The organism is Marinobacter segnicrescens (assembly GCF_900111555.1).
Classification (GTDB): domain Bacteria; phylum Pseudomonadota; class Gammaproteobacteria; order Pseudomonadales; family Oleiphilaceae; genus Marinobacter; species Marinobacter segnicrescens.
In genome coordinates, this window is record NZ_FOHZ01000018.1 from 14,268 (window position 1) to 36,985 (window position 22,718).

Genomic DNA, 22,718 nt, shown 5'->3' on the forward strand with positions numbered 1-22,718 from the left:
GACAATCCATGTATACACTCACCGTCCGCGACAACGTAATGATTGCCCACAGCTTTACCGGCGAGGTCTTTGGCCCGGCCCAGAAGCTCCATGGTGCCACCTATGTGGTGGATGTCAGTTTCGAACGCCCGGAGCTGGACGACCATGACCTGGTTGTGGACATCGGCCTGGCCAGCGAGGTCCTGGGCAAGGTCCTGGCGCCCATCAATATGCAGAACCTGGACGAGCTGCCCCAGTTCTCGGGCCATAACACGACCACGGAATTCATGGCTCGGTATGTCTTCGACTCGGTGGCCCAGGCAGTTCGCAATGGCGAACTGGGGGAGGGCGCACGGGCCCTGACAGCACTGAAAGTCACCCTGTCTGAATCCCACATCGCCTGGGCCAGCTATCGTGGCGAACTCTGAGTGCCGTTACCGGTTCCTGGTTCCCGGTGACCCGGACCAACGGACCGGCGGCTATGGCTATGTCCGGGAGGTGGTGGCCGGGCTCCGCCGGATGGGCCGTGAAGTCAGTCTTCAGGGGCTGGAGGGCCAGTTTCCAAAGGTGGATGACACCGCGCGGGCTGCGCTCGATAACGCCTTGGCGTCGGTGCCTGACGACGGCACCGTTGTCGTCGACGGCCTCGCCCTGTGTGGTTACCCGGAAGCGGCAGAGGTCCACGGCCCTCGCCTCAACCTGGTGGCACTGGTGCACCATCCGCTGGCGGACGAGACCGGCCTCGGTGACGACGAGCGCGCCCATTTCCTGGAGACCGAACGCCGGGCCCTGGCAGCAGTCACCCGGGTAATCACAACCAGCGAAACCACAGCCCTTGGTCTGGGACGATTTGGCGTGCCGTCGTCGAAGGTCCAGGTGGTGCTCCCGGGCGTTCACCGACCGGGGGACCCGGAAAGTCCCGGGTCTCGCCGTCAGGGGGCTGGGCGAGGGGAGGTCAGGCTCCTCTGTGTCGCCCACCTGTCTCCGCGAAAAGCGCAACTGGACCTGGTGGATGCCCTGGCCAGGCTGGATGGGGGCGGGTGGACCTGTGAACTGGTGGGCTCCGTGGACCGGAACCCGGACTACGCCAGCCGTGTAAGGGCCAGGATCGCCGGGCTGGGTCTGACAGGGCGCATCCGGTTAGACGGCGAGCTCTCTGGTCCGGAGCTGACCCGTGCGTTCGCCCAGGCTGACCTGTTTGTGCTGCCCTCTCACTATGAAGGCTACGGCATGGTGATCGATGAGGCGCTGGCCCACGGTTTGCCGGTCATATCCTCCGATGGTGGTGCGTTGGCGGCGACCGCCAATCGCCCCGGTTGCGTCACCTACGTTGCCGGCGAAACTGAGGCGCTTGCACGGCTGGTCAGCGAGCGATTACAGGACCGGGCGTTGTTGCAGGACCAACGGGCCGCGGCCCGCGAGAGTGCAAACGCCCTGCGTAGCTGGGACCAGTGCGCGCGTGAGTTTGACCGTGTGGCAGGAACCACCGGTGCAAGCCTCCCGCACGGCAGTGACTTTGCCGAAGACTGGCTGCGGTTGCGGGAACCGGCGGACCACCAGGCCCGTGACCGCCAGCTTTGCGCGGAAACGGTCAACTGGCTGGAGCAGCGATCCGACCAGGCCCTGGTCGTGGCCGATATCGGCGCTGGCCGCGGATCCAACTGGCGTTATCTCCGCCAGTCCTTTCCTGCCGGGCTGAACGCGCGCTGCCAATGGCACCTCTATGACCAGGATGAGACGCTGCTGAACACGGTGGCCGTAGACGACGTGTCGACCACCCTTCACCCTCGTCGGCTTGAAGCCGGCGACCTCGATGCGGCCTTGCCGGCGCCGTTACACCTGGTCACCGCCTCGGCGCTGATCGACCTGGTATCACAACCCTGGCTGGAGGCGTTAGCGAGTGCTGCCGCAGCACGTTCCTCAGCGGTTCTGGTGACGCTTTCCTATGCGGGTCGCTTCCGCCTGTTTCCGGCGCATCCCTGCGACGATGTATTGAGGGCGATGGTCAACCAGCATCAGCACGGCGACAAGGGTACCGGTGCAGCTTGTGGCCCCAGGGCCAGCGAGGCCCTGGCCGATGCACTCAGGTCCAATGGCTACCAGGTTCAGCTGGCACCCAGCACCTGGCACCTGGACCAACGCTGCCCGGCGCTGCAGGCAGCCCTTATGGAAGGCTGGGTGGCGGCGGCCCAGGCGCAGATTGAACGACTGCCCGGCGAGGGCGACGCGCCGGCCGATTGGCTGGAAGACTGGCTGGACAGCCGGCTGGAACAGGCCAAACAGGGGGTGCTGGGCATTGAAGTGGACCATATCGACCTGTTCGGAGCACCGGGGTTGTGACCCTCCGGGTTCGTCGTGTTTCGCCAGTACTGCGCTGGGGACTGACCCTGTTGTTGCTGGTGACGGTGCTCTGGCTGGTGGATCCGGCAGCCGTCGGCGCGCAGTTGCAGACTGTGCGCTGGCCCTGGCTGTTAACGGCACTGGCTATCACGCCATTACAGGTCGTTATCTCCGCCTGGCGCTGGCAGTTCACGGTGCGTCGGCTGGGTGGGCAGCTGCCGCTGGGTTACGCCATTGGCGAGTATTACCTGGGCACACTGGTGAACCAGTTGGTACCAGGGGGCGTGGTTGGCGACGCGGGGCGGGCGTTGCGGCATCGGCACCGGGTGCAGACCACAACGCTGGCGGTCCATGGCGTCATGATCGAGCGACTCTCCGGGCAACTGGTACTGTTTCTCCTTGCCGCAGTGCTGGCCGTGGCCTGGTTACCGCTGCCGACGCCGCCCATGCCGGGGCTGTTCCTGTTGCCCGGAATCCTGGTTGCCGTACTACTGACCTGGTCATTGTTCCGGGCACCGCCTTTGGCGAACTGGTGGGCCGGTTTTCAAGCCGATGTATGGCGGGCACTTCTCAGCAGGCGATCCCTGCCGCTGCAGCTTGCCTCTTCCCTGGCGGTTATCGCCTCCTACCTGGCAGCGTTCTGGTGCCTGGCCATGGGTCTTGGGTTTTCCGTGGCGGTGGATGCGCCGGGGCTATTGCTGGCTCTGTGCACGGTCCTGCTGATGGCCATGGTCATTCCCCTGACGGTGTCAGGCTGGGGCATTCGGGAAAGTGCAGCGGCGGTACTGTGGCCGCTGGTGGGCATGGACGCCGAACAGGGCGTGGCCCTGGCGGTGTGCTACGGGGTGCTGGTGCTGGTATCCGCGTTACCGGGTGTGTTTTTCCTGTTCAACGGCCGGTGTCAAACGCCAGGTCAAACAGCATATCCGTGCCAAGATTGACCATGCGTGCCGTCGGGCGTAGCGCATCGCCCAGGCTGTCGATTTCCGGCAGCGAGAATGCAGGCTGACCGCTGCCAATGATCATAGGCGCTACCAGCACGTGCAGGCGGTCAACCAATCCTGCGGTCAGAAACGTGGAGACCGTCTGGCCGCCGCCTTCCACAAAAATTCGCCTCAGGCCAAGCCGTTCCAGAACTGCGAGTACCTCCCGGGGGGCGATCGGCCCGTTACCGCCAGTCAGACAGGGAATGTCCTGTACACCGCCAGTGAGGGCATCCGGAAGTGACGGTGAGTGGCCATCCTTCGCCACCAGTCGCAAGGTTGGCGCAGTGCCATCGGTAAACAGGTGGTGGCTTTCTGGCACGCGACGGTTGCGGTCCACCACAACCCGCACCGGGTTGGGTCCGCTGGTCATACGAACCGTCAGCCGTGGGTTGTCTGCGCTGGCGGTTCCGGAGCCCACCAGCACTGCGTCGGATACCGCCCGCAGGCGGTGCAGGTGAACCAGGCCGTCCTCGCCATTAATATAGCGGGACTTGCCGGTGACCGTGGCGATCCGCCCGTCCAGACTCTGGCCCATCTGGGCAACCACATACATCCCCTGTTTCTGGTTGGCGAATGCCGGCTCTATCAGGGGCTGAAAAAGCTGCAGCAGTTGTCGCGCATGGTCATCGTCAGACAGGGGGACTTCAGAAGGCCAGCGGTCGCTGGTCGTATCGGGCTGGTGGCATTGCCGAAGAATTATCTGCCAGGCCTGCTCGGGTGTCATCACTGCCTCAAGTTTGTGGGGTGGATCCCGGGTGTTTGCGGTACTGCCATAACAGTTACGTAAAAATCCCCGATTGATTCACTCTAAAGTCATAAAGTAGACCCTGCCAGTGGAAATGTCCCCGGTGAATCGGTTGTAATTCACGCAGCACCTACTTTGTTTGCAACGACACGGGAATTCGATTTGATCAAGCTGACCCCCGCAACGGAATACCAATCCGATGCACCGGAAACCCTCTGGGTGCTCACCCTGGATGCACCGCCGGAAAACCGCTGGCACGGTGACAGCCTGGAGCAGTTGCACCGGGTGCTGGGCAACCTTGCCCGCCAGACCCCCTGTCCTTCGCTGGTGATAACCGGGTCCGGGTCTGACTGGTTCTGCGGGGGTACACTGGAGTCAGCCCTGACAGACGCCCGTGTGCCGTTGAGTCAGCTGGCCAGGCTATACTCCCAGGCCTACGCCACCCTGAGGAAATATCCGGCGTTGACGGTTGCCGCCATTAACGGGCAGGCCCGTGACGAAGGCGTGGCACTGGCCCTTAGTTGTGACTTCCGGGTGGCGTCCGGCCATGCTGGTTTCGGGTTTGACGCACCCCGGAGTGGGCGCTTTCCCATGGGTGGGAGTACCCAGTTATTGCCTCGTTTGCTGGGAGAGTCCGTCAGCAAACGGATGTTGCTCTGCGGCCTGGAGTGGGGTTCGGCGCAGGCGCTTGAAGGTGGTCTGGTGGATGAGGTGAATGACTCGCCGGTGGCCGCGGCCATTACGCTGGCGGCCAGCACCGAAGGGCTTAACCCATTGGTGGTTCAGGGCATTCGCCAGTTGGTAGAGCACGCCCGCATGCGGCCGCTGGAAACCGGGTTTGCCGCCGAGCGCGATTGGCAGGCCACCCTGGGCGAGTAGCGACCCTCTCGAAGAGACGCTGTCGCGCGAATACCGCTTTACGGATACAGTAGGATGCATGCTCCCGGATCGTGGTTCTGAGTATCTGTCCGGAATAACAGCCCATAGTCGGCAGGAGTCACCCCATGCGTTACCTGGAAACATTCTGGCAAAGGCTGAAGGACACCCGCGAGGCGCGACAATTGTCCCGTCGTGACGTGGCAGAACTGGTGGGCGTGACGCCGGACATTGTTACCCGCTGGGAACAGGTAGACGCCCGTCAGCGACTATATCCGGCGGTAGATGAGCTCATTGACCTGTGCCGTCACCTGTCAGTCCCCCTGGAGTCCTTGTTGGATACGTCACAACTCGATGATCCCGGTCAACTGGAACTGCCGGGGCTGGCGTTTTCCAACAGTGATGAGCTTGCCGGGGCACTGGAAGAGCTTGAGCGGCAGGTGCAGCGGGTTCAGCCCAATGAGGAGGAAGCGGAATTGCTGCGCCGGTTCCGCAAGAGCACGGAAGAAAACCGGCGCATGATCCTGCAGTTACTGGGTCGCTGATGCGGCCCGTGCGCTTAACTCACTTCTTCTTGTCCCGGTTCTTTTTGTAGATGTTCTCGTACACATAGTTGGTGGCTTCCACAAACCCTTCAATGGAACCGCAGTCAAACCGCTTGCCCTTGAACTGATAGGCCAGCACGCAGCCGTTCTTCGCCTGCTCCAGCAAGGCATCAGTAATCTGGACTTCGCCGTTCTTGCCCGGCTTGGTGTTCTCGATAATCTCAAAAATATCCGGTGTCAGGATGTAGCGGCCAATAATCGCCAGGTTGGACGGCGCCTTGTCTGGTGAGGGCTTCTCTACCATGTCCGTTATGCGGTACAGGCCGTCCTTCATGGGCTCGCCGGCGATGACACCGTACTTGTGGGTCTGGTCCTTGGGCACTTCCTCAATGGCCACGATGGAGCAACGGAACTGCTTGTACAGCTTGGCCATCTGGGTCAGTACGCCGTCTTCGCCTTCAGGAACGACGCAGAAGTCATCGGCCAGCACCACCGCAAACGGGTTGTCACCCATCAGGTTGCGGCCAGTGAGAATGGCGTGGCCCAGGCCTTTCATTTCGTTCTGGCGGGTAAAGGCAAAGGTGTTGTTGTTGATCAGGTCCCGGATGGAGGTGAGCAGGTCTTCCTTGCCGGTGCCGGCAATCTGGTGCTCCAGCTCGTAACTGATATCGAAGTGATCCTCAATGGCCCGCTTACCCCGACCGGTCACAAACCCGAATTCGTTCATGCCAGCCTCGGACGCTTCCTCAACCCCGTACTGCACCAGGGGTTTGTTAACAATGGGAAGGATTTCCTTGGGCATGGCCTTGGTGGCGGGGAGGAAGCGGGTGCCGTAGCCGGCAACGGGGAACAGGCATTTCTTGATCATCAATATCGTCCTTTTATGTGGTTTTCCTGATTGGGGCTGCCAGCACGGGCCTGGCGCCTCCGGAACGCTTGGTAGTCGGGCAATCAGAAAGCATGCCAAGTGTAACCAAGGTATCGCCATAAAGGGAAACACCGGGAGGTTGCGTCTTTTTTACGGTTTTTTCACAGCCCCCGACATTGCTTAAGCGCACTAAATTGGTGCGCCTGCCGAATGTTAACAATGAAAGGGGCGTCAATCCCTTGGATTGTTGACAATATGAGAGGATGGGCGTAACTTTCACGCTGTTAATTTTAATATTGTTGACAAACACTATGAACGCACCCGTAACGATCACTCAGACTCGCGCCGATGAAGCCTTCGATTGTCTGCAAACGGCCATCGTAAAAGGCGAGTTGGCCCCCGGTGAAAAAATTGGTGAGCTGGACCTGTGCGAGCGTTTCAACCTGACCCGCGGCCCGGTGCGTGAAGCCCTCGGCCGACTGGAGTCCCGGGGTCTGCTCGTTCGTCGCCCCCACGCCGGAGTGCGGGTGGTGTCTGTCAGTGCCGCCGAATTGCTGGAGCTGTACCGCATCCGTGAAGTGATGGAAGGGCTGGCGGCTCGCCAGGCAGCGGAGCGGATGACAGACCAGGAAATCGCAGACCTGCAAGCTACCCTAGACAGCCACGAAGCCATGATTGAGGAAGCCCTCGGTCAGGCCTACTACCAGGCTGAAGGCGATTACGACTTTCACCACCGCATCGCCACCGGCAGCCGCAACACCAAGCTCGCGCAAATGCTGCTGGGTGATCTTTACTACATGGTGCGCATGTATCGCTACCGGCTGAGTACCTCCAGCGGCCGGCCACACCGGGCACTGGGTGAACACCGACGCATCGTGGAGGCCATTGCCCAGCGGGATGGCGAGCTGGCGGAGTTCCTGATGAAACGCCACATCAACGCTGCCCGACAGAATATCGAACGCAAGATTGAACAGGGCGAGATCTCGTTCTGATCCCGAACCCAACATTCATGAACAAGAAGGAAATCCCCATGTCACAGCAACTGAGCCCGGGCGCACGCTTCCGCAAGGCGCTGAAAGAGAACAAGCCGCTGCAGATCGTCGGCACCATCAACGCCTATTCCGCCATGATGGCAGAGCGGGTAGGGCACCAGGCCATTTACCTGTCCGGTGGTGGCGTAGCCAACGCTTCCTTCGGCCTGCCGGACCTGGGCATGACCACCATGAACGACGTGGTGGAAGACGCCCGTCGCATCACCGCCGCCACCGACCTGCCGCTGCTGGTCGACATCGACACCGGCTGGGGTGGCGCCTTCAACATTGCTCGCACCATTCGTGAGATGGAGCGTGCCGGCGTCGCCGCTATCCACATTGAAGACCAGGTCGCCCAGAAGCGCTGCGGCCACCGCCCCAACAAGGAAATTGTCTCCAAGGAGGAAATGGTGGACCGTATCAAGGCTGCGGCCGATGCGCGCCAGGACAAGGACTTCTTTATCATGGCCCGCACCGACGCCTTCCAGAAGGAAGGACTGGAAGCGGCCATTGACCGCGCCAAGGCCTGCATTGAAGCCGGTGCCGACGGTATCTTCGCTGAAGCCGTGCATGAGCTGTCTGACTACCGGGCCTTCGCGGACGCCATCGATGCACCCCTGCTGGCCAATATCACCGAGTTCGGCGCTACACCGCTCTATAACAAGAGCGAGCTTGCAGAAGCCGGTGCCGGTATGGTGCTCTATCCGCTCAGTGCCTTCCGCGCCATGAACAAGGCAGCGCTGATGGTGTATGAAAATATCCTGGAGAAGGGCGACCAGAAAGACGTGGTGGACAGCATGCAGACCCGTGCCGAACTCTACGACTTCCTGAACTACCACGACTTCGAACAGAAACTGGACGAGCTCTTCGCCCAGAAAAAGAACTGAACCGAATCCAACAAGAGATGTGAGGGAGATGACTCATGGCTGAAGCAAAGAAACTCGGTGGTGCCGGCCTGCGCGGGCAGGTCGCTGGTGAAACCGCCCTGTGTACCGTGGGCAAGTCCGGTGCCGGCCTGACCTACCGTGGCTACGACATTGCCGACCTGGCGGAGAAAGCCCAGTTCGAGGAAATCGCGTACCTGCTGCTGCGTGGCAAACTGCCCAACCGCAAGGAGCTGGACGAGTACACGCAGAAGCTGCAAAGCCTGCGTGGCCTGCCGGACGCCCTGAAGACTGTGCTGGAGCAGATCCCCAAAGACGCCCACCCGATGGATGTCATGCGTACCGGCTGTTCCATGCTGGGCAACCTGGAAACCGAGCAGGACTTCTCCGAGCAGGACGACAAGATTGACCGCATGCTGGCGGTGTTCCCGTCCATCATCACCTACTGGTACCGCTTCGCCCACGAAGGCGTGCGTATTGAGACCGAGAGCGACGTGGACTCCATCGGTGGCCACTTCCTGGAGCTGCTGCACGGCAAGAAGCCCAGCGAGCTGCACGAGCGGGTGATGAACGTTTCCCTGATCCTGTATGCAGAGCACGAGTTCAACGCCTCCACCTTCACGGCCCGTGTGTGTGCGTCGACCCTGTCTGATATTCACAGCTGTGTTACCGGCGCCATCGGCTCCCTGCGTGGTCCGCTGCACGGCGGTGCCAACGAGGCCGCCATGGAACTGATCCAGAAGTTCCAGACCCCGGATGAGGCCGAAGAGGGCCTGATGGGTATGCTGGAGCGCAAGGAAAAGATCATGGGCTTTGGTCACGCCATCTACAAGGAATCCGATCCCCGCAACGCGATCATCAAACAGTGGTCGAAGAAGCTGGCGGACGAAGTGGGCGACACCGTGCTGTACCCGGTATCCGTTCGCTGCGAAGAAGTCATGTGGCGCGAGAAGAAGCTGTTCTGTAACGCTGACTTCTTCCATGCGTCTGCCTATCACTTCATGGGCATTCCCACCGAGCTGTTTACCCCCATCTTCGTGATGTCCCGGGTATCCGGCTGGACGGCCCACGTGAAAGAGCAGCGCGCCAACAACCGGATTATCCGCCCCAGCGCCGACTACACCGGCCCGGCGGACGCCAAGTGGGTGCCCATTGACGAGCGCCCGTAAAAGATCTGTCATCGCCCGCTAACCAGGGCGGGCCAGCACACTGATGGATCGGCACTGTGATGGAGGTCTTTTGGAGCAGCGCCAGGGATGGCGCGGTAGCAAGGTCGGTCAAGGGACGACCGTGAATTGCGGCGGAAAAAGACCTCCACCATAGGGCCAGCCCCCCAGGCCTGATGCACGCCAACCAGACGCCCCCGAGAGAGCCAAGAATCATGAACACCCAATATCGCAAGAACCTCCCAGGCTCAGACCTGGACTATTTCGACACTCGCCAGGCGGTAGAAGACATCCAGCCCGGCGCCTGGGCCAAGCTGCCCTACACCTCCCGTATCCTGGCCGAGCAGCTGGTTCGCCGCTGCGAGCCGGCCGCGCTGACCGATTCGCTGAAGCAGCTTATCGAACGCAAGCGGGACCTGGACTTCCCCTGGTACCCGGCGCGGGTCGTGTGCCATGACATCCTGGGCCAGACTGCCCTGGTGGACCTGGCCGGTCTGCGCGACGCTATCGCAGAGAAGGGCGGCGATCCCGCCAAGGTTAACCCGGTGGTACCGACACAGCTGATCGTTGACCACTCCCTGGCGGTTGAACACGCCGGCTTCGAGAAGGACGCCTTCGAGAAGAACCGTGAGATCGAGAACCGCCGTAACGACGATCGCTTCCACTTCATCAACTGGACCAAGACCGCCTTCGAGAACGTGGACGTGATCCCGCCGGGCAACGGCATCATGCACCAGATCAACCTGGAGAAGATGTCTCCGGTGGTTCAGGTTCGGGACAATGTGGCTTTCCCGGACACCTGCGTGGGCACCGACAGCCATACTCCGATGGTCGATGCCCTCGGCGTTATCTCGGTCGGTGTTGGCGGCCTGGAAGCGGAAAGCGTCATGCTTGGCCGTGCCTCCATGATGCGCCTGCCGGACATCGTGGGCGTGGAACTCAAGGGCAAGCTGCGCCCGGGTATTACCGGTACCGACATGGTACTGGCCCTGACCGAGTTCCTGCGCAAGGAGCGGGTAGTGGGTGCCTACCTGGAGTTCTATGGCGAAGGCGCCGACAGCCTGACCGTGGGCGACCGGGCGACCATCTCCAACATGACCCCGGAGTACGGCGCCACCGCCGCCATGTTCTACATCGACGGCCAGACCATCGACTACCTCAAGCTCACCGGTCGTGAAGACGAGCAGGTGGCCCTGGTCGAGAAGTACGCAAAACACACCGGCCTGTGGGCGGATGACCTGAAAACCGCCGAGTACGAGCGGGTACTGACGTTTGACCTGAGCAAGGTAGAGCGCACCCTGGCGGGCCCGTCCAACCCCCACGCCCACCTGCCCACCAGCGAGCTGGCCAAGCGCGGCATTGCCGGTGAATGGGAGCAGGAAGAGGGCAAGATGCCGGATGGCGCGGTGATCATCGCCGCCATCACCAGCTGCACCAACACCAGCAACCCCCGCAACATGGTGGCTGCCGGCCTGATTGCCCGGAACGCCAATAAACTGGGCCTGACCCGCAAGCCGTGGGTGAAGTCCTCCCTGGCGCCGGGCTCCAAGACCGTCAAGATGTACCTGGAAGAAGCCAACCTGCTGCCGGAACTGGAAAACCTCGGTTTTGGCGTGGTGGCGTTTGCCTGCACCACCTGTAACGGCATGAGCGGCGCCCTGGATCCGAAAATCCAGCAGGAAATCATCGACCGTGACCTGTACTCCACGGCGGTGCTGTCTGGTAACCGTAACTTCGATGGCCGTATCCACCCCTACGCCAAGCAGGCCTTCCTGGCCTCACCGCCGCTGGTGGTGGCCTACGCCATCGCCGGTACCATCCGCTTTGATATCGAGAAGGACGCCCTGGGCTACGACAAGGACGGCAACCCCATCACCCTGAAAGACATCTGGCCCAGCGATGAAGAAATCGACGCCATCGTCAAGACAGCGGTGAAGCCGGAGCAGTTCCGTCAGACCTACATCCCCATGTTCGACGTGTCCAAGGATGCCCGCAACCTGGTCAGCCCGCTGTACGAGTGGCGGCCCCAGAGCACCTACATCCGTCGTCCGCCGTACTGGGAAGGTGGCATGGTGGGGGAGAAGTCCCTCAAGGGCATGCGTCCGCTGGCGATCCTGCCGGACAACATCACCACCGACCACCTGTCGCCGTCCAATGCGATCCTGATGGACAGCGCCGCCGGTGAATACCTGCACAAGATGGGCCTGCCGGAGGAAGACTTTAACTCCTACGCCACCCACCGGGGCGACCACCTGACCGCCCAGCGTGCCACCTTCGCCAACCCGAAGCTGTTCAACGAAATGGTGCGGGACGAGAATGGCAACGTGAAGCAGGGCTCCCTGGCCCGCATCGAGCCGGAAGGCAAGGTCACCCGTATGTGGGAAGCCATCGAAACCTACATGGATCGCAAGCAGCCGCTGATCATCATCGCCGGCGCCGACTACGGCCAGGGCTCTTCCCGTGACTGGGCCGCCAAGGGCGTGGCGCTGGCGGGCGTCGAAGCCATCGTGGCGGAAGGTTTCGAGCGCATCCACCGGACCAACCTCATCGGCATGGGTGTGATGCCCCTGCAGTTTGAGGAAGGCACCACCCGTGACACCCTGGCACTGGACGGTACGGAAACCTACGACGTGGAAGGCACCGCCGCACCGGGCGCGGAACTGACCCTGGTTATCCACCGCAAGAACGGCAGCACCGAGCACGTCGCGGTGATCTGCCGCCTGGATACCGCGGAGGAAGTAGAGATCTACAAGGCCGGCGGTGTGCTGCAGCGCTTCGCCCAGGATTTCCTGGAATCCGAAGGCGCTGCCTGAGGCCTCAGCCAAGTTCCTACACCTCCGCCCAATGTTCCCTCTCCCTAGACGGGAGAGGGTCAGGGAGAGGGTGAAGCAGGCGACTCCACAAGCCAGAACCAAACACAGGTACCAGAATGAGTAACGTACCCCAGGTAAAAATCCCCGCCACCTACATGCGTGGCGGCACCAGCAAGGGCGTGTTCTTCAACATCGAAGACCTGCCCGAGCGCTGCCAGCAACCCGGTGAGGCCCGTGACAAACTGCTGATGCGCGTCATCGGCAGCCCCGATCCCTACGAAAAACAGATCGACGGCATGGGTGGCGCCACCTCCAGCACCAGCAAGACCGTGCTGCTGGCCAAAAGCCAGAGCGAAGACCACGACGTGGACTACCTCTTTGGCCAGGTCGGCATCGACAAGGCCTTCGTGGACTGGAGCGGCAACTGCGGCAACCTGTCCGCGGCGGTGGGGCCCTTCGCCATCACCAACGGCCTGGTGGACAAGAGCCGGATACCGGACAACGGCATCGCCACGGTTCGCATCTGGCAGGCCAATATCGGCAAGACCATTGTTGCCAGGGTCCCCATGACCAACGGTGAAGTGCAGGAAACCGGTGACTTCGAGCTGGATGGCGTGACCTTCCCGGCGGCAGAAGTCGCCGTGGAATTCATGGACCCGGCCGACGGTGAGGGCGCCATGTTCCCCACCGGCAATGTCGTGGACGACCTGGAAGTGCCCGGCGTGGGCACCCTCAAGGCCACCATGATCAATGCCGGCATCCCCACCATCTTCGTTAATGCCGAAGACATCGGGTACGAAGGCACCGAGCTGCAGCCGGCCATCAACGGCGACCCGGAAGCCCTGGCCCGTTTCGAACTGATCCGTGCCCACGGCGCGGTGAAGATGGGGCTGATAAAGACCCCGGAGGAAGCCGCAAACCGTGGCCACACGCCCAAGGTAGCTTTTGTAGCGCCGCCAAAGGATTACGTCAGCTCATCAGGTAAAGATATCAAGGCCGGCGATGTTGATGTACTGGTCCGCGCCCTGTCCATGGGCAAACTGCACCACGCCATGATGGGCACCGCTGCGGTGGCTATTGCAACGGCCGCTGCGGTACCCGGCACGCTGGTGAACCTGGCGGCCGGGGGCGGGGACCGCACCTCCGTCACCTTTGGACACCCGTCCGGGACCTTGCAGGTGGGGGCTGAGGCCTCCCAAGTGAACGGGCAGTGGACGGCGACCAAGGCGGTGATGAGTCGTAGTGCCCGGGTGCTTATGGAAGGTTGGGTGAGGGTGCCAGGGGACTCGTTCTAGGCGCTCTGATCAGACTCGAAGCAGGATTGGTCTCCTGACTGATTGCCGCCAGTGCCCTTGGGCATGGCGGCTTTTTTCGTGTTCACGATCCAGGCCCGTCCGGTTATCCGAAATCAAAGACGACAGCGGCAAACACGAGCAATACAAAGCCATGCCCGGCAATCATAAACACCCATGCCCGGAGCTGGTCAGCCCGTGTTGTATACCGTTTTACATCTGAGGTATTGAGCTGTCGATTGTCTATCTCGTTAAAAAAGGACTCTGGTAACGCGACAGCGTATGCGTACCAGACCAGCCGGCCCCCGACGCCGTCCCAGGGGCAGGGGCGAGGCTTACCTTCAGCCATGATCGCTTTCTCGATCTTCGCCATGGACAACCGGCCGAATACCAGCCAGGAAACCATCGCCGTCAGCAGACAGCCGGCGAAAACAAATGCAAAAATCAGCTCTCCGTCCACCCGTCAGTCGCCCGTAAAGTAGTCGTAGATTTTTCCGAATAGGTTTTGTCCACGTTCGTCGGCTTGATAAGCCGCATAGGCTCCGATAGCAACGGCGGAACCGATCATCAAGCCCCATCCCCAGGGTGTGGCTGCCAGCGCGACTCGTGCCATGGTCATCGCAACGGTCTTACCAGTGACGAAACCTGCTGAGGTAGCTCCAGCCAGTCCGCCCGTTTGCGCGACCAGTTCACGTTCCCACTCATCCTCATTCCGATAGCTTCGGTATACTGCGTTCGCGCGCAAACCTACATCCGCCACTATGATGCCTCGCCCGGCATACTGCAGGCCTTGAGAAAAGCGACTGACAGCCCGCCCCTCATTCATGTCTGCCACATGGATACCGCGTCCCTTATGTCTCTCAGCCAATCTGACGCCCCTGTCAGCTCCCGTGATCGCGCTGCCTTTATTTAGGCCAAAGTCGGAACGGGGTGCCAGTCGGCGCAGTTCCTGCTGGAAATACCGATTTAGACGCTCGTAAGCTGAGCGAACGTTTTGCCTAAGTTGGGCTTTTGTCCGGGAAGGGCCTCGTCCCACACGCGTGAAGTTATTCAGCTTAACGAGCGCATCCTGATATTGGCTGAGCGCGTTCATAAAGCTGTCTGTCCTTGCGCCAAGCACTGTGGCTCCCATACCAGCGACAGAGTTGCTCTTGCTGGCACTGTCTGGATTCAACTGGCTTTGAACCCAATCAATGAATAACGCCAGGCGGACTGTGTCCTGACCATGCTGGTCGACACAACAACCGAGCCGCTCCCTGGACTTCTCGGTGAGGCTGTTAAGCATGTTGCTAATCGCCAGATCCTGCGGATTAGGGTCGACCGCCAGGCAATAGGCATAGTCTTTGGCAACCGACTGGCAGCCGAACATGGCCTGACGAGCTCTGGCATAGTCATCGAAAGAGGCTGACGGTTCACAAAAATCGGAAAGGGTCGACGAATGTCGGGGAATGACAATATCTGTCATGGTGCGGTTCCTGTATCTGTCCTTGAAATTGCCCCTCCCCAACAAACCAGTGTTCATCGGGATAGCAGGAGCTTCCTTATATCGTGTGTTCTTTGTCGAACAAGGGACAACGTCATGCGCTCAATCTACGAGCTAAGGAATAGTATTCCATACCGTCCCCGGTCCAGCAACAGGTAGCGGTATACGAATTTGGGTATCCGTCGGGACCTTGTAGCTCTGGGCTGAGGCCTCCCAGGTTAACGGGCAGTGGACTGCGACCAAGGCTGTGATGAGCCGTAGCGCCCGGGTGCTTATGGAAGGTTGGGTGAGGGTGCCTGGGGACTCGTTCTAGGCGCCTTGTCCAGACTCAAAGCAGGATTGGTCTCCTGACTGATGGCCGCCAGTGCCCTATGGGCCTGGCGGCTTTTTTGCTTCTGAGGCCCGTGTAATCACTCAGGCCTTGCCAGCCACCCTGTATCCCGCAAAGCCCCCGACTACAATAAATCCAAGGCTAACAAGCAGGAAGATTTTGAAATTGCGAGTCGCTTCATCTTCACCCTGGTAGAGCGGACCCCAGATTGAACCGGCGAGGTAGAATAGGGCTATGCTGAGCAGGAGGCCGATGATGGCAAACAGGACGGTAAGGAATACGGCTCTCACGCTTCAGCCCTCCAGAACAAAATTTCCTTCGATTTCTCATAGTCTGACCAGACACCATCAATTGATAGGCCAGTTGCGATGCGGAACCACGAACTCCAGTCGGTCAACCGGGAGCCATTCCATAGGTCAATATGATCGCCAGTTGGATTGTTCTCGGGATCGCTCGTTCTCAACCAGTAATCCTTGAAGAAAATGATCCCCTTGTTACCTGAAATGTGCTTTTTGAAGCCATCTACGGGGATGCTCTGTGCTGCAGCAAGGCCCGCTGGACGTACTTTCTTCAGAGCCTGGGCCATCTGCTCAGCGCGTAGAACATGCCCATGGGAATTCGCGTGATGCCAGCAATGTTCAGCACCAGGTAGGGTGGTGGTGTCAAAGCCGCAAAGTGCGAGGGCATTACCGACACGAATAGCGCACTGGTTAGAGAAAGCCGGTTTGTTTTCTACGATGCAGGGACTATCGACACCGCTGACGGTGGCGTGGTTTGACCATAGGTCGTCGAATTTGATCATGAGCACGGTCCTTGTGGGCATTGGGTTCCTGATGACCAGAAGATAATACTATTAAAAATGGCTGGAGTATGAGACCCGAGTTGCTCGACTTTGGAGGTTTTCGATGTTCTGGTTTCGAGCTTCTTCAGCGGGTGTATTAGTTCGAAGTGGGCCTTTTGGTTTTTCCTTTGCGGATGGTCTTTGTTGTTTGCGGAGTGTGACTTGACGGGATAGTGTTGCATCTAACCGTTTGTTAATGTCTCCTTGGGCGAATTCCACAGAATGCCGCGGTACTTTCACCCCGAGTGCAAAGGCCATCCCGGGTGGAACGGCGACCATTCGCCTGCGAAATCGCAGGTCAGGCATCAGCTCGACGGGGGTTTTAAATGCAGCCAGGGATTGGGTGTCAGGTAACCGGCGGGGCGGTAGCGTGCCTGGTGGGGCCTGTGCGACAGTTAAAGCCGGTCTATGGGGCTAACCATTCCACGTTCGTGCAGACCAACAACGTGCGTATAGATCTGCGTTGTTTCGATGGAGTTATGGCCCAGGATCTCCTGAATAGCACGAAGGTCAGTCCCCTGCCGAAGTAGCTCTGTCGCGAAAGAGTGCCTGAAAGTGTGGCACGAGACCCGCTTGTTAATACCCGCCCTTTCACTTGCCCGCTTGACTGCCCGTTGAAGCTGACGCTCGTCCACATGGTGTCTGCGCTTCGTACCGCTGCGCGGGTCAGTGGAGTAATGCCGAGCCGGAAACAGATACTGCCACCCGAGCTCAAAAGGCGCATTCGGGTATTTTCTGGCCAGCGCGTCCGGTAGATAGACACTGCCGTAACCGGCCTTCAGGTCGCATCGATGAAGCTCCGTTACCCATCGAATTTGCTCAGCCAGCTTACTTTGTACCCGCTCCGGCAACAGTGTTCTTCGGGCTTTTCCCCCTTTGGCTTCCTGCACCCAGAGGGCCTGGTTCTCGATGTCGATGTCTTTGACCCGCAGCCGAACCACCTCCATGAGTCGTAACCCACAGCCATACATTAGTTGAACCATCAAGCCGTGGGTACCAGAGAGGTGCAAAAGCACGCGGGCGACTTCGGCACCTGAAAGCACTGTCGGCAGCTTGCGCCCGCCCGCTGCTTTCCGGAAGTTCAGGTCGGGTATGTCCTGCTTCAGAAACTCGCGGAACAGAAACACCAGCGCGTTCAGTGCGGTTTTCTGCGTATTGATTGAACAATGCTGATCAACCGCCAGGTAGCTGAGGAAAGCCTGGATATCATGAGCATCAAGCTGATCGTGGGATCGATACTGGCTGAAACGAATAAACCTCCGGATCCAGGCGCAGTAGGTTTTCTCCGTTCGGTAGGCCAGACCGCGAGCACGGATGAATGTACGAAGTCGATCCAGAAAACGAGGTGATTGAGAGGATACTGGTGGTGGCACGTCCATGGCGACAATAGTTCCTGAAACATTACTGTATAGGTGTACAGTATCCGGCATGGCGAGGGCGTGATTTAGGTCACATTTATGCTCGAATTTGATGTTTTTTACGGATATCCGGGGGATATTCAGCCACTTCTGGCGTTATATTCGAAATATACCGTCATTTTTGTCGTTTTTTTCGGAATGGATATGCAGGGTTTAAAATTGCTTTGTGATGACAACCCCTTGATATAATAGACATTAAATTTCATTCCCGGCAACGGGCATGCCCAGAAATATTGCCATTATTGACGTAGAATAAACTGTTATGCAATCAAGGAGGACAAGTTACGTGATCACTGACCGAGAAACTGAACTGGCTGAGCGACTAATCAAGCTACATGACGGAAGGAGCTATCGGGAACTCCAAGAAATGTCGGCGCTACCTAAGGACCCGAATGACGATGGGAAGATCACTGAAGACATGTATCTGGATATGTGTCGGGATATAGAGAACGAAATGGGTGCGTTGGAAAGCATCGAGTCTATAGATTGCCTACCGAGAAATGAGTCCAAGTTGACGTTGTGGAAGGCGAAGTACAGCAAAAGTGATATCAAAGTGTTTTGGGCGATTGGATTCGACTCGGAGACACTGAAAGTTCAAGACGTTTTGGTCCAATGGTAAATGCATAACAAGGCCAGTCACGGCGACGTCTACTACATTGCGGCTTCGCCTTCATTCCGTAGCCGCGCATGCTGGCTGGCGTTGGGCGTCATGGGCGGGTGTGCTATTTTTGGAACCGATGGAATAGGATAAAGGCTATGAAACCGATTTTATGGGTATTGATCGCAATTTTTGGTCTGACTACGGTCGTTCATGCACAGACACGGTGCAGTACCGACTACTTTGGAAATACAACATGTAGAAGTAGCGATGGTACAACGATGCGGGGAACAACAGATTATTTCGGGAACGAGACTTGGAGAGACAACCGGGGAAACACCATACGAGGCAATACCGATTACTTTGGAAATAAGACATACAGAGACAATCGGGGAAACACAATGCGTGGGACAACCGACTATTTTGGCAACGAGACGTGGCGAGATAATCGCGGCAATACAACTCGTGGAACGACAGATTACTTTGGGAATCGGACGTATAGGGATAACCGGGGCAATACGACTCGGTGCTCCACTGATTACTTTGGAAATACAACGTGTAGATGACGCCCAACAATGCGCTCCAGCCGACCGTCAACCCGCTGCGCGGCTTGTCGTCGGCTGAGCTTCAGCGTTATGTGTAGGTGCCGATGAACTGGAGAGAGATGGACCTATTCCGGGGAATTGATCTGAATGACTCGTTCGTACTCGGGTGGCATTCCGAGGACGATCGCTTGGTTTTCGACCTGGAAATGAGTATTTGGCCAGAATCGGAGTATTACCATGCACCCAAGGAGCGGGAATACACCTGCTACCGGAGAGGCACTTTGATATTCGAGGGGTTTAAATCCGTAAAGGGATTGCTACCGATGGCTGAGGCGAGAAGTTCCAACGACGCCTCGGGTGAGGCTGACTACGGCAACATTGATACATTAGTGATTCGGCCTGGGAGCGCTCAAATCATCGGAGATTTTGGCTCTGTCGAGATAGCGGGAGGCACCTGTGCTTTATCCATCAGCACATAACCAGTGCAGGCACGGCGACGCCCATTACATTGCGCCTTCGGCTCCATTCCATGGGCGCGCATGCTGCAAGCGTTATGGAGATGCTCACTCTAGAGCGGGAAGCAATATCAATCAACTGGAGGCAAGATGAAGTTAGCGAAAGCACATATCAAAGAGTTCCGTAGTATCAACGATTCCACGGAGTTCGAAATTAATGATATCACTTGCCTCGTGGGGAAGAATGAGTCAGGGAAAACGGCAATTTTACGAGCCCTGTATAAGCTCAACCCCATAATTGAAGAACATGGTTATTTCGATGTTACGGATGACTATCCTAGAAGAGATGTTTCCGACTACGAAGAGGCTGTAGAAGAGGGGGAGCGCGAGCCTGCAGTAGTCGTCACTGCTACTTATGAGTTAGAAAACGAGGACATTTTTGCAGTCCAGGCAATCTATGGTGACGAGTGCTTCGCCTCAAGCAATCCGATAGTTTCACTTTCAAAAGATTACGATAATAAGCGAACATTCGGCGAGCTTAAGCTTAACCAAGAAAAAGCAGTGCAGCACCTGATCAGATCGACTGATTTATCCGCTACAGTAAGTGAGCAAGCGCTGGCAGCTGGCTCTGTTTCTGAGGTTTACACTATTATCGAAGAGGCTGAGCAAACAGACGCTGCACAATCGTTGTTACGCAAGATTGAACCAATAAAGGAAAACGGACTTAGGTACGTCGTTTATAACGAGATATTAAGAAGTAGAATCCCGAAGTTCTTATACTTCGACGACTATTACCAGATGAAAGGTCAAGATAATGTAGAAGCCCTTCAAAAAAGACGTGCAGAGGGTAAGTTAATTGAGTCAGATCACCCCTTGCTTGGCTTGCTGTCTCTTGCAAAGCTAAAATTAGACGAGCTGTCAGATCCAAAGCGCACCGAAGCGCTATTATCAAAGTTAGAGGCAGCTGAAAACCAGCTTACCTCAAGAGTGCTCAAGTATTGGTCGCAGAATAAGCACATACGGCTCAAGTTTGATATTAGGCCTGCGCAGCCAGAGGACCCTGAAGGGATGAGGTCAGGAACCAATATCTGGGGTCGTGTAGTAGACACTAAGCACATGGTCAGTACGCCTTTGCGGACCCGGTCTAGAGGTTTTGTATGGTTCTTCTCTTTTCTGGCTTGGTATTCCGAACTGAAAAGGAATAAGGAGAATCTAATCCTACTTCTGGATGAGCCAGGATTATCCCTGCATGCGAAGGCACAAGCAGATCTTCTGGAGTATTTTGAGCGTGAATTGCGCCCCCATCATCAGGTTATTTACTCGACACACTCTCCGTTTCTAGTGGATTCGACTCGATTTGATCGAGTTCGCATTGTGCAAGATATCAGTGTCGAAACATCTGACGAAATGGTGCCTAAAGAGAAAGAAGGAACCAAGGTCACTACGGAAATTTTGGAAGCGACTGAGGATAGCCTATTTCCGCTACAAGGTGCTCTAGGTTATGAGATTCACCAAACATTATTTGTAGGGCCAAATAATCTTGTAGTGGAGGGTGTTTCTGATCTTTTGTATTTGCAAACAGTTTCGTCATTACTCCAAGAGAGCGGAGAAGATGGGCTCAGTGATCATTGGACAATTACTCCCGTAGGCGGCTCAGATAAAGTATCGACCTTTGTTTCGCTGATTGGCTCCCAAAGAAAATTGAATGTTGCGGTTCTGATCGACTACCAAAAAAAGGATAAGCAAAGCATTGATAATATTTTTAAGAAGAAGCTGCTTCAGAAGAAGTCCGTGCTTACTTATGCGGATTTTACTGATGGAGACGAGGCCGATGTGGAGGATATGTTTAATGAAGGTTTTTACCTAAAACTGGTAAATAAGGAATATGGAATAAACATATCTGTGTCTGATCTGAGAAAAGGTAAAGGGCGAGTAGTAAAAAAAGTAGAGGAGTATCTAGAAAAGCACCCTCTACCAAATGGGGTTAAATTCAACCACTATCGTCCTGCCAAATATTTTGCATCAAAGATTGGCGAGCTGAAGAAAGATTTAAGTGATTCACAACTTGACCGATTCAGGCAGGCATTTGGCTCTCTCAATGACCTCATCTAACCATTGCAAGCCATAACAATCGGCTGCACAGCGACCAGTTTTCCGCCGCTTCGCGGCTACAAACTGGCGCGTGAGCCGGGCGTTATATTTGAAGGAGACTATGTCGTACGGAGTCATACTAGCCAAGATTCTTCCTCAAAAATACGTGGCTGACTTCCTTGACGGAAACCTGTACATGAATACGGACGCGTATTTCGTTACGGTTGAATCGTCTGATGCACTCCGGTCAGATACTCATGAAGGAGTGGATGAAGCGTGGCAATTCAAAGAAATCTCCATTCGAGACAGCTCCGGTAACTGGACGCCGATTGGCGGTGCGCAAAGCCCGTTGATGTACCGGTACGGAGAAAAAGAAAGCCGAAACATCCTCTGTATGTACATGTTTACTGATAAGCCCGACTTTCATTTCGATGAACGAAATATTGGCTTCGGGGATGCGGCTGTGATCATAACCGACTTAAAAGAGTTTGTGAGGCGCTACAAGGCAGCAGCACAAGACGCCGGGAAGCGGCTGCTACACGGTCCGGTCGATTACGTCGATAAACGTGACTATCATGGCCAAATGGGGCCTTTCCGCAAGTTCTCGGAGTACCAATATCAAAGCGAATTTCGCTTTGTTCTGTTCGGTGAGAACGGAGAACCGCCCAAGCCCCTAAAGTTTTCTGTGGGCGATATCAGAGACATTGCGATGGTTTTCTCAAGCAACCAATTACCGGAGTTGCCAAAGGTAAAGTCTCAGGATGGTCGCAACTAAATATAACCAGGCCAGGCACGGCGACGCCTTTTTCGTTGCGGCTTCGCCTTCACTACAAAGGCGCGCATGCTGGCATGCGTTAAGCAGTAAAAGGTAAGCACGAGCAATGGCAAATAATTGGAACATCCCGGACTGGCTCGAAAAAGAGATCCGAGTACGCGATACGGTATGCGTCTATTGCGGCAATGAGTTTACCCCTGCGAAAGTATCGAGAAGGTCTGCGGCTAGCTGGGAACATATCATCAACGATGCCAACATTATTACTCGGGAAAATATTGCTCTCTGTTGCTGTGGCTGCAATGCCAGCAAAGGCCAAAAATCACTATCCGCCTGGCTGCAAACCAAGTACTGCAAAGACCGTGGCATCACACCAGAAAACGTGGCTCCGGTAATAAAGCAGGCTATTGAGCGTGGCCTGTAGTTTTATGCTTAACAAATAAGGATAGGTCGCGCACCGCCGCGACCTGATCCGGTGTTGGACGAGCCCGGTGCTTCATTATTAAGGAAATAGCGGCGGAGAACTCAGAGGTGCTTTGGCCCTGGCTTTTGGCGGCCTCTTTTGTCAGGCCAGAGTTACCCGGGGCCGCCGGTGAAGCTGGCAGCCGGTGTGCCCTGGTCGTGGTGTCATAAGGTGCGTTGGCTCCTCCCGCTTGAGT

Annotated in this window: 20 protein-coding genes and 1 pseudogene; 14 read left to right on the forward strand and 7 right to left on the reverse strand. The window is 57.3% G+C overall.

Annotation, left to right across the window (positions count from 1 at the left end):
- The first annotated feature begins 8 nt into the window (after positions 1 to 8).
- Genes BM036_RS14825 through BM036_RS14835 form a run of 3 tightly spaced genes read left to right on the forward strand, consistent with a single transcriptional unit; the run spans position 9 to position 3,260 of the window.
- Positions 9 to 407, forward strand: a complete 399-nt coding sequence (locus BM036_RS14825) for a 6-pyruvoyl trahydropterin synthase family protein (protein WP_091853768.1) — start codon at positions 9 to 11, stop codon at positions 405 to 407.
- On the forward strand, positions 394 to 2,319 hold the full coding sequence (locus BM036_RS14830) for a glycosyltransferase family 4 protein (protein WP_091853770.1): 1,926 nt from the start codon (positions 394 to 396) through the stop codon (positions 2,317 to 2,319). The genes BM036_RS14825 and BM036_RS14830 overlap by 14 nt, the downstream gene beginning before the upstream one ends.
- On the forward strand, positions 2,316 to 3,260 hold the full coding sequence (locus BM036_RS14835; protein ID WP_091853772.1) for a lysylphosphatidylglycerol synthase transmembrane domain-containing protein: 945 nt from the start codon (positions 2,316 to 2,318) through the stop codon (positions 3,258 to 3,260). The genes BM036_RS14830 and BM036_RS14835 overlap by 4 nt, the downstream gene beginning before the upstream one ends.
- Here BM036_RS14835 and BM036_RS14840 read toward each other — a convergent pair.
- A complete protein-coding gene (locus BM036_RS14840; protein ID WP_091853775.1) occupies positions 3,208 to 4,029 on the reverse strand; it encodes a RibD family protein in 822 nt (273 codons plus the stop codon). The two genes, BM036_RS14835 and BM036_RS14840, sit on opposite strands and share 53 nt — an antisense overlap.
- Before the next feature lie 183 nt (positions 4,030 to 4,212).
- On the opposite strand from BM036_RS14840, the gene BM036_RS14845 reads away from it, so the two are divergent.
- Together BM036_RS14845 and BM036_RS14850 are read left to right on the forward strand one after the other, a co-directional pair.
- The gene (locus tag BM036_RS14845; protein ID WP_177186072.1) at positions 4,213 to 4,929 is read left to right on the forward strand and encodes an enoyl-CoA hydratase-related protein; all 717 of its coding nucleotides are present in this window, start codon (positions 4,213 to 4,215) and stop codon (positions 4,927 to 4,929) included.
- A 125-nt stretch (positions 4,930 to 5,054) separates the two neighbouring features.
- Positions 5,055 to 5,471, forward strand: coding sequence for a helix-turn-helix domain-containing protein (locus BM036_RS14850; protein ID WP_091853779.1), 417 nt, complete (start codon positions 5,055 to 5,057; stop codon positions 5,469 to 5,471).
- A 19-nt stretch (positions 5,472 to 5,490) separates the two neighbouring features.
- Here the strand turns inward: BM036_RS14850 and galU are convergent, their stop codons facing one another.
- Positions 5,491 to 6,339 carry a UTP--glucose-1-phosphate uridylyltransferase GalU gene (gene galU / locus BM036_RS14855; protein ID WP_091853781.1) on the reverse strand — a complete coding sequence of 283 codons (849 nt, stop codon included), beginning with the start codon at positions 6,337 to 6,339 and terminating at the stop codon, positions 5,491 to 5,493.
- Between the two features lie 311 nt (positions 6,340 to 6,650).
- Here galU and BM036_RS14860 point away from each other — a divergent pair, with 311 nt between their 5' ends.
- The 5 genes from BM036_RS14860 to prpF all read left to right on the forward strand — a co-directional run bounded on the left by BM036_RS14860 (position 6,651) and on the right by prpF (position 13,528).
- The gene (locus BM036_RS14860; RefSeq protein ID WP_091853783.1) at positions 6,651 to 7,331 is read left to right on the forward strand and encodes a GntR family transcriptional regulator; all 681 of its coding nucleotides are present in this window, start codon (positions 6,651 to 6,653) and stop codon (positions 7,329 to 7,331) included.
- 38 nt (positions 7,332 to 7,369) lie between these two features.
- Positions 7,370 to 8,257: a methylisocitrate lyase gene (prpB, locus tag BM036_RS14865; protein ID WP_091853785.1), complete on the forward strand. Its 888-nt coding sequence runs from the start codon at positions 7,370 to 7,372 to the stop codon at positions 8,255 to 8,257.
- Between the two features lie 35 nt (positions 8,258 to 8,292).
- Positions 8,293 to 9,423, forward strand: a complete 1,131-nt coding sequence (gene prpC / locus BM036_RS14870; RefSeq protein ID WP_091853787.1) for a bifunctional 2-methylcitrate synthase/citrate synthase — start codon at positions 8,293 to 8,295, stop codon at positions 9,421 to 9,423.
- 212 nt (positions 9,424 to 9,635) lie between these two features.
- Entirely contained in the window at positions 9,636 to 12,233 is a 2,598-nt protein-coding gene (gene acnD, locus BM036_RS14875; protein ID WP_091853789.1) for a Fe/S-dependent 2-methylisocitrate dehydratase AcnD, read from the forward strand.
- A 116-nt stretch (positions 12,234 to 12,349) separates the two neighbouring features.
- Positions 12,350 to 13,528 carry a 2-methylaconitate cis-trans isomerase PrpF gene (gene prpF, locus BM036_RS14880; protein WP_091853791.1) on the forward strand — a complete coding sequence of 393 codons (1,179 nt, stop codon included), beginning with the start codon at positions 12,350 to 12,352 and terminating at the stop codon, positions 13,526 to 13,528.
- Between the two features lie 103 nt (positions 13,529 to 13,631).
- Here prpF and BM036_RS14885 read toward each other — a convergent pair whose 3' ends face one another.
- Both BM036_RS14885 and BM036_RS14890 read right to left on the reverse strand, forming a co-directional pair.
- Positions 13,632 to 13,985, reverse strand: coding sequence for a hypothetical protein (locus tag BM036_RS14885; protein ID WP_091853793.1), 354 nt, complete (start codon positions 13,983 to 13,985; stop codon positions 13,632 to 13,634).
- A 3-nt stretch (positions 13,986 to 13,988) separates the two neighbouring features.
- A complete protein-coding gene (locus BM036_RS14890; RefSeq protein ID WP_143066619.1) occupies positions 13,989 to 14,990 on the reverse strand; it encodes a hypothetical protein in 1,002 nt (333 codons plus the stop codon).
- A gap of 188 nt (positions 14,991 to 15,178) precedes the next feature.
- Here BM036_RS14890 and BM036_RS19935 point away from each other — a divergent pair.
- Positions 15,179 to 15,321: pseudogene (locus BM036_RS19935) on the forward strand (PrpF domain-containing protein); the annotation flags it as partial.
- A gap of 101 nt (positions 15,322 to 15,422) precedes the next feature.
- Here BM036_RS19935 and BM036_RS14895 read toward each other — a convergent pair.
- The 3 genes from BM036_RS14895 to BM036_RS14905 form a co-directional block, all read right to left on the reverse strand.
- Positions 15,423 to 15,629: a hypothetical protein gene (locus BM036_RS14895; protein WP_091853798.1), complete on the reverse strand. Its 207-nt coding sequence runs from the start codon at positions 15,627 to 15,629 to the stop codon at positions 15,423 to 15,425.
- Positions 15,626 to 16,141 carry a type VI secretion system amidase effector protein Tae4 gene (locus BM036_RS14900; RefSeq protein ID WP_177186073.1) on the reverse strand — a complete coding sequence of 172 codons (516 nt, stop codon included), beginning with the start codon at positions 16,139 to 16,141 and terminating at the stop codon, positions 15,626 to 15,628. The genes BM036_RS14895 and BM036_RS14900 overlap by 4 nt, the downstream gene beginning before the upstream one ends.
- Before the next feature lie 434 nt (positions 16,142 to 16,575).
- Positions 16,576 to 17,559: an integron integrase gene (locus BM036_RS14905; protein WP_091853802.1), complete on the reverse strand. Its 984-nt coding sequence runs from the start codon at positions 17,557 to 17,559 to the stop codon at positions 16,576 to 16,578.
- A gap of 1,787 nt (positions 17,560 to 19,346) precedes the next feature.
- Here BM036_RS14905 and BM036_RS14920 point away from each other — a divergent pair.
- From BM036_RS14920 to BM036_RS14930, 3 genes are all read left to right on the forward strand, one after another.
- A complete protein-coding gene (locus BM036_RS14920) occupies positions 19,347 to 21,308 on the forward strand; it encodes an ATP-dependent nuclease (protein WP_091853806.1) in 1,962 nt (653 codons plus the stop codon).
- 175 nt (positions 21,309 to 21,483) lie between these two features.
- Positions 21,484 to 22,062 carry a hypothetical protein gene (locus BM036_RS14925; protein WP_143066620.1) on the forward strand — a complete coding sequence of 193 codons (579 nt, stop codon included), beginning with the start codon at positions 21,484 to 21,486 and terminating at the stop codon, positions 22,060 to 22,062.
- Positions 22,063 to 22,168: 106 nt separating this feature from the next.
- The gene (locus tag BM036_RS14930; RefSeq protein WP_091853810.1) at positions 22,169 to 22,483 is read left to right on the forward strand and encodes an HNH endonuclease; all 315 of its coding nucleotides are present in this window, start codon (positions 22,169 to 22,171) and stop codon (positions 22,481 to 22,483) included.
- Positions 22,484 to 22,718: the final 235 nt, after the last annotated feature.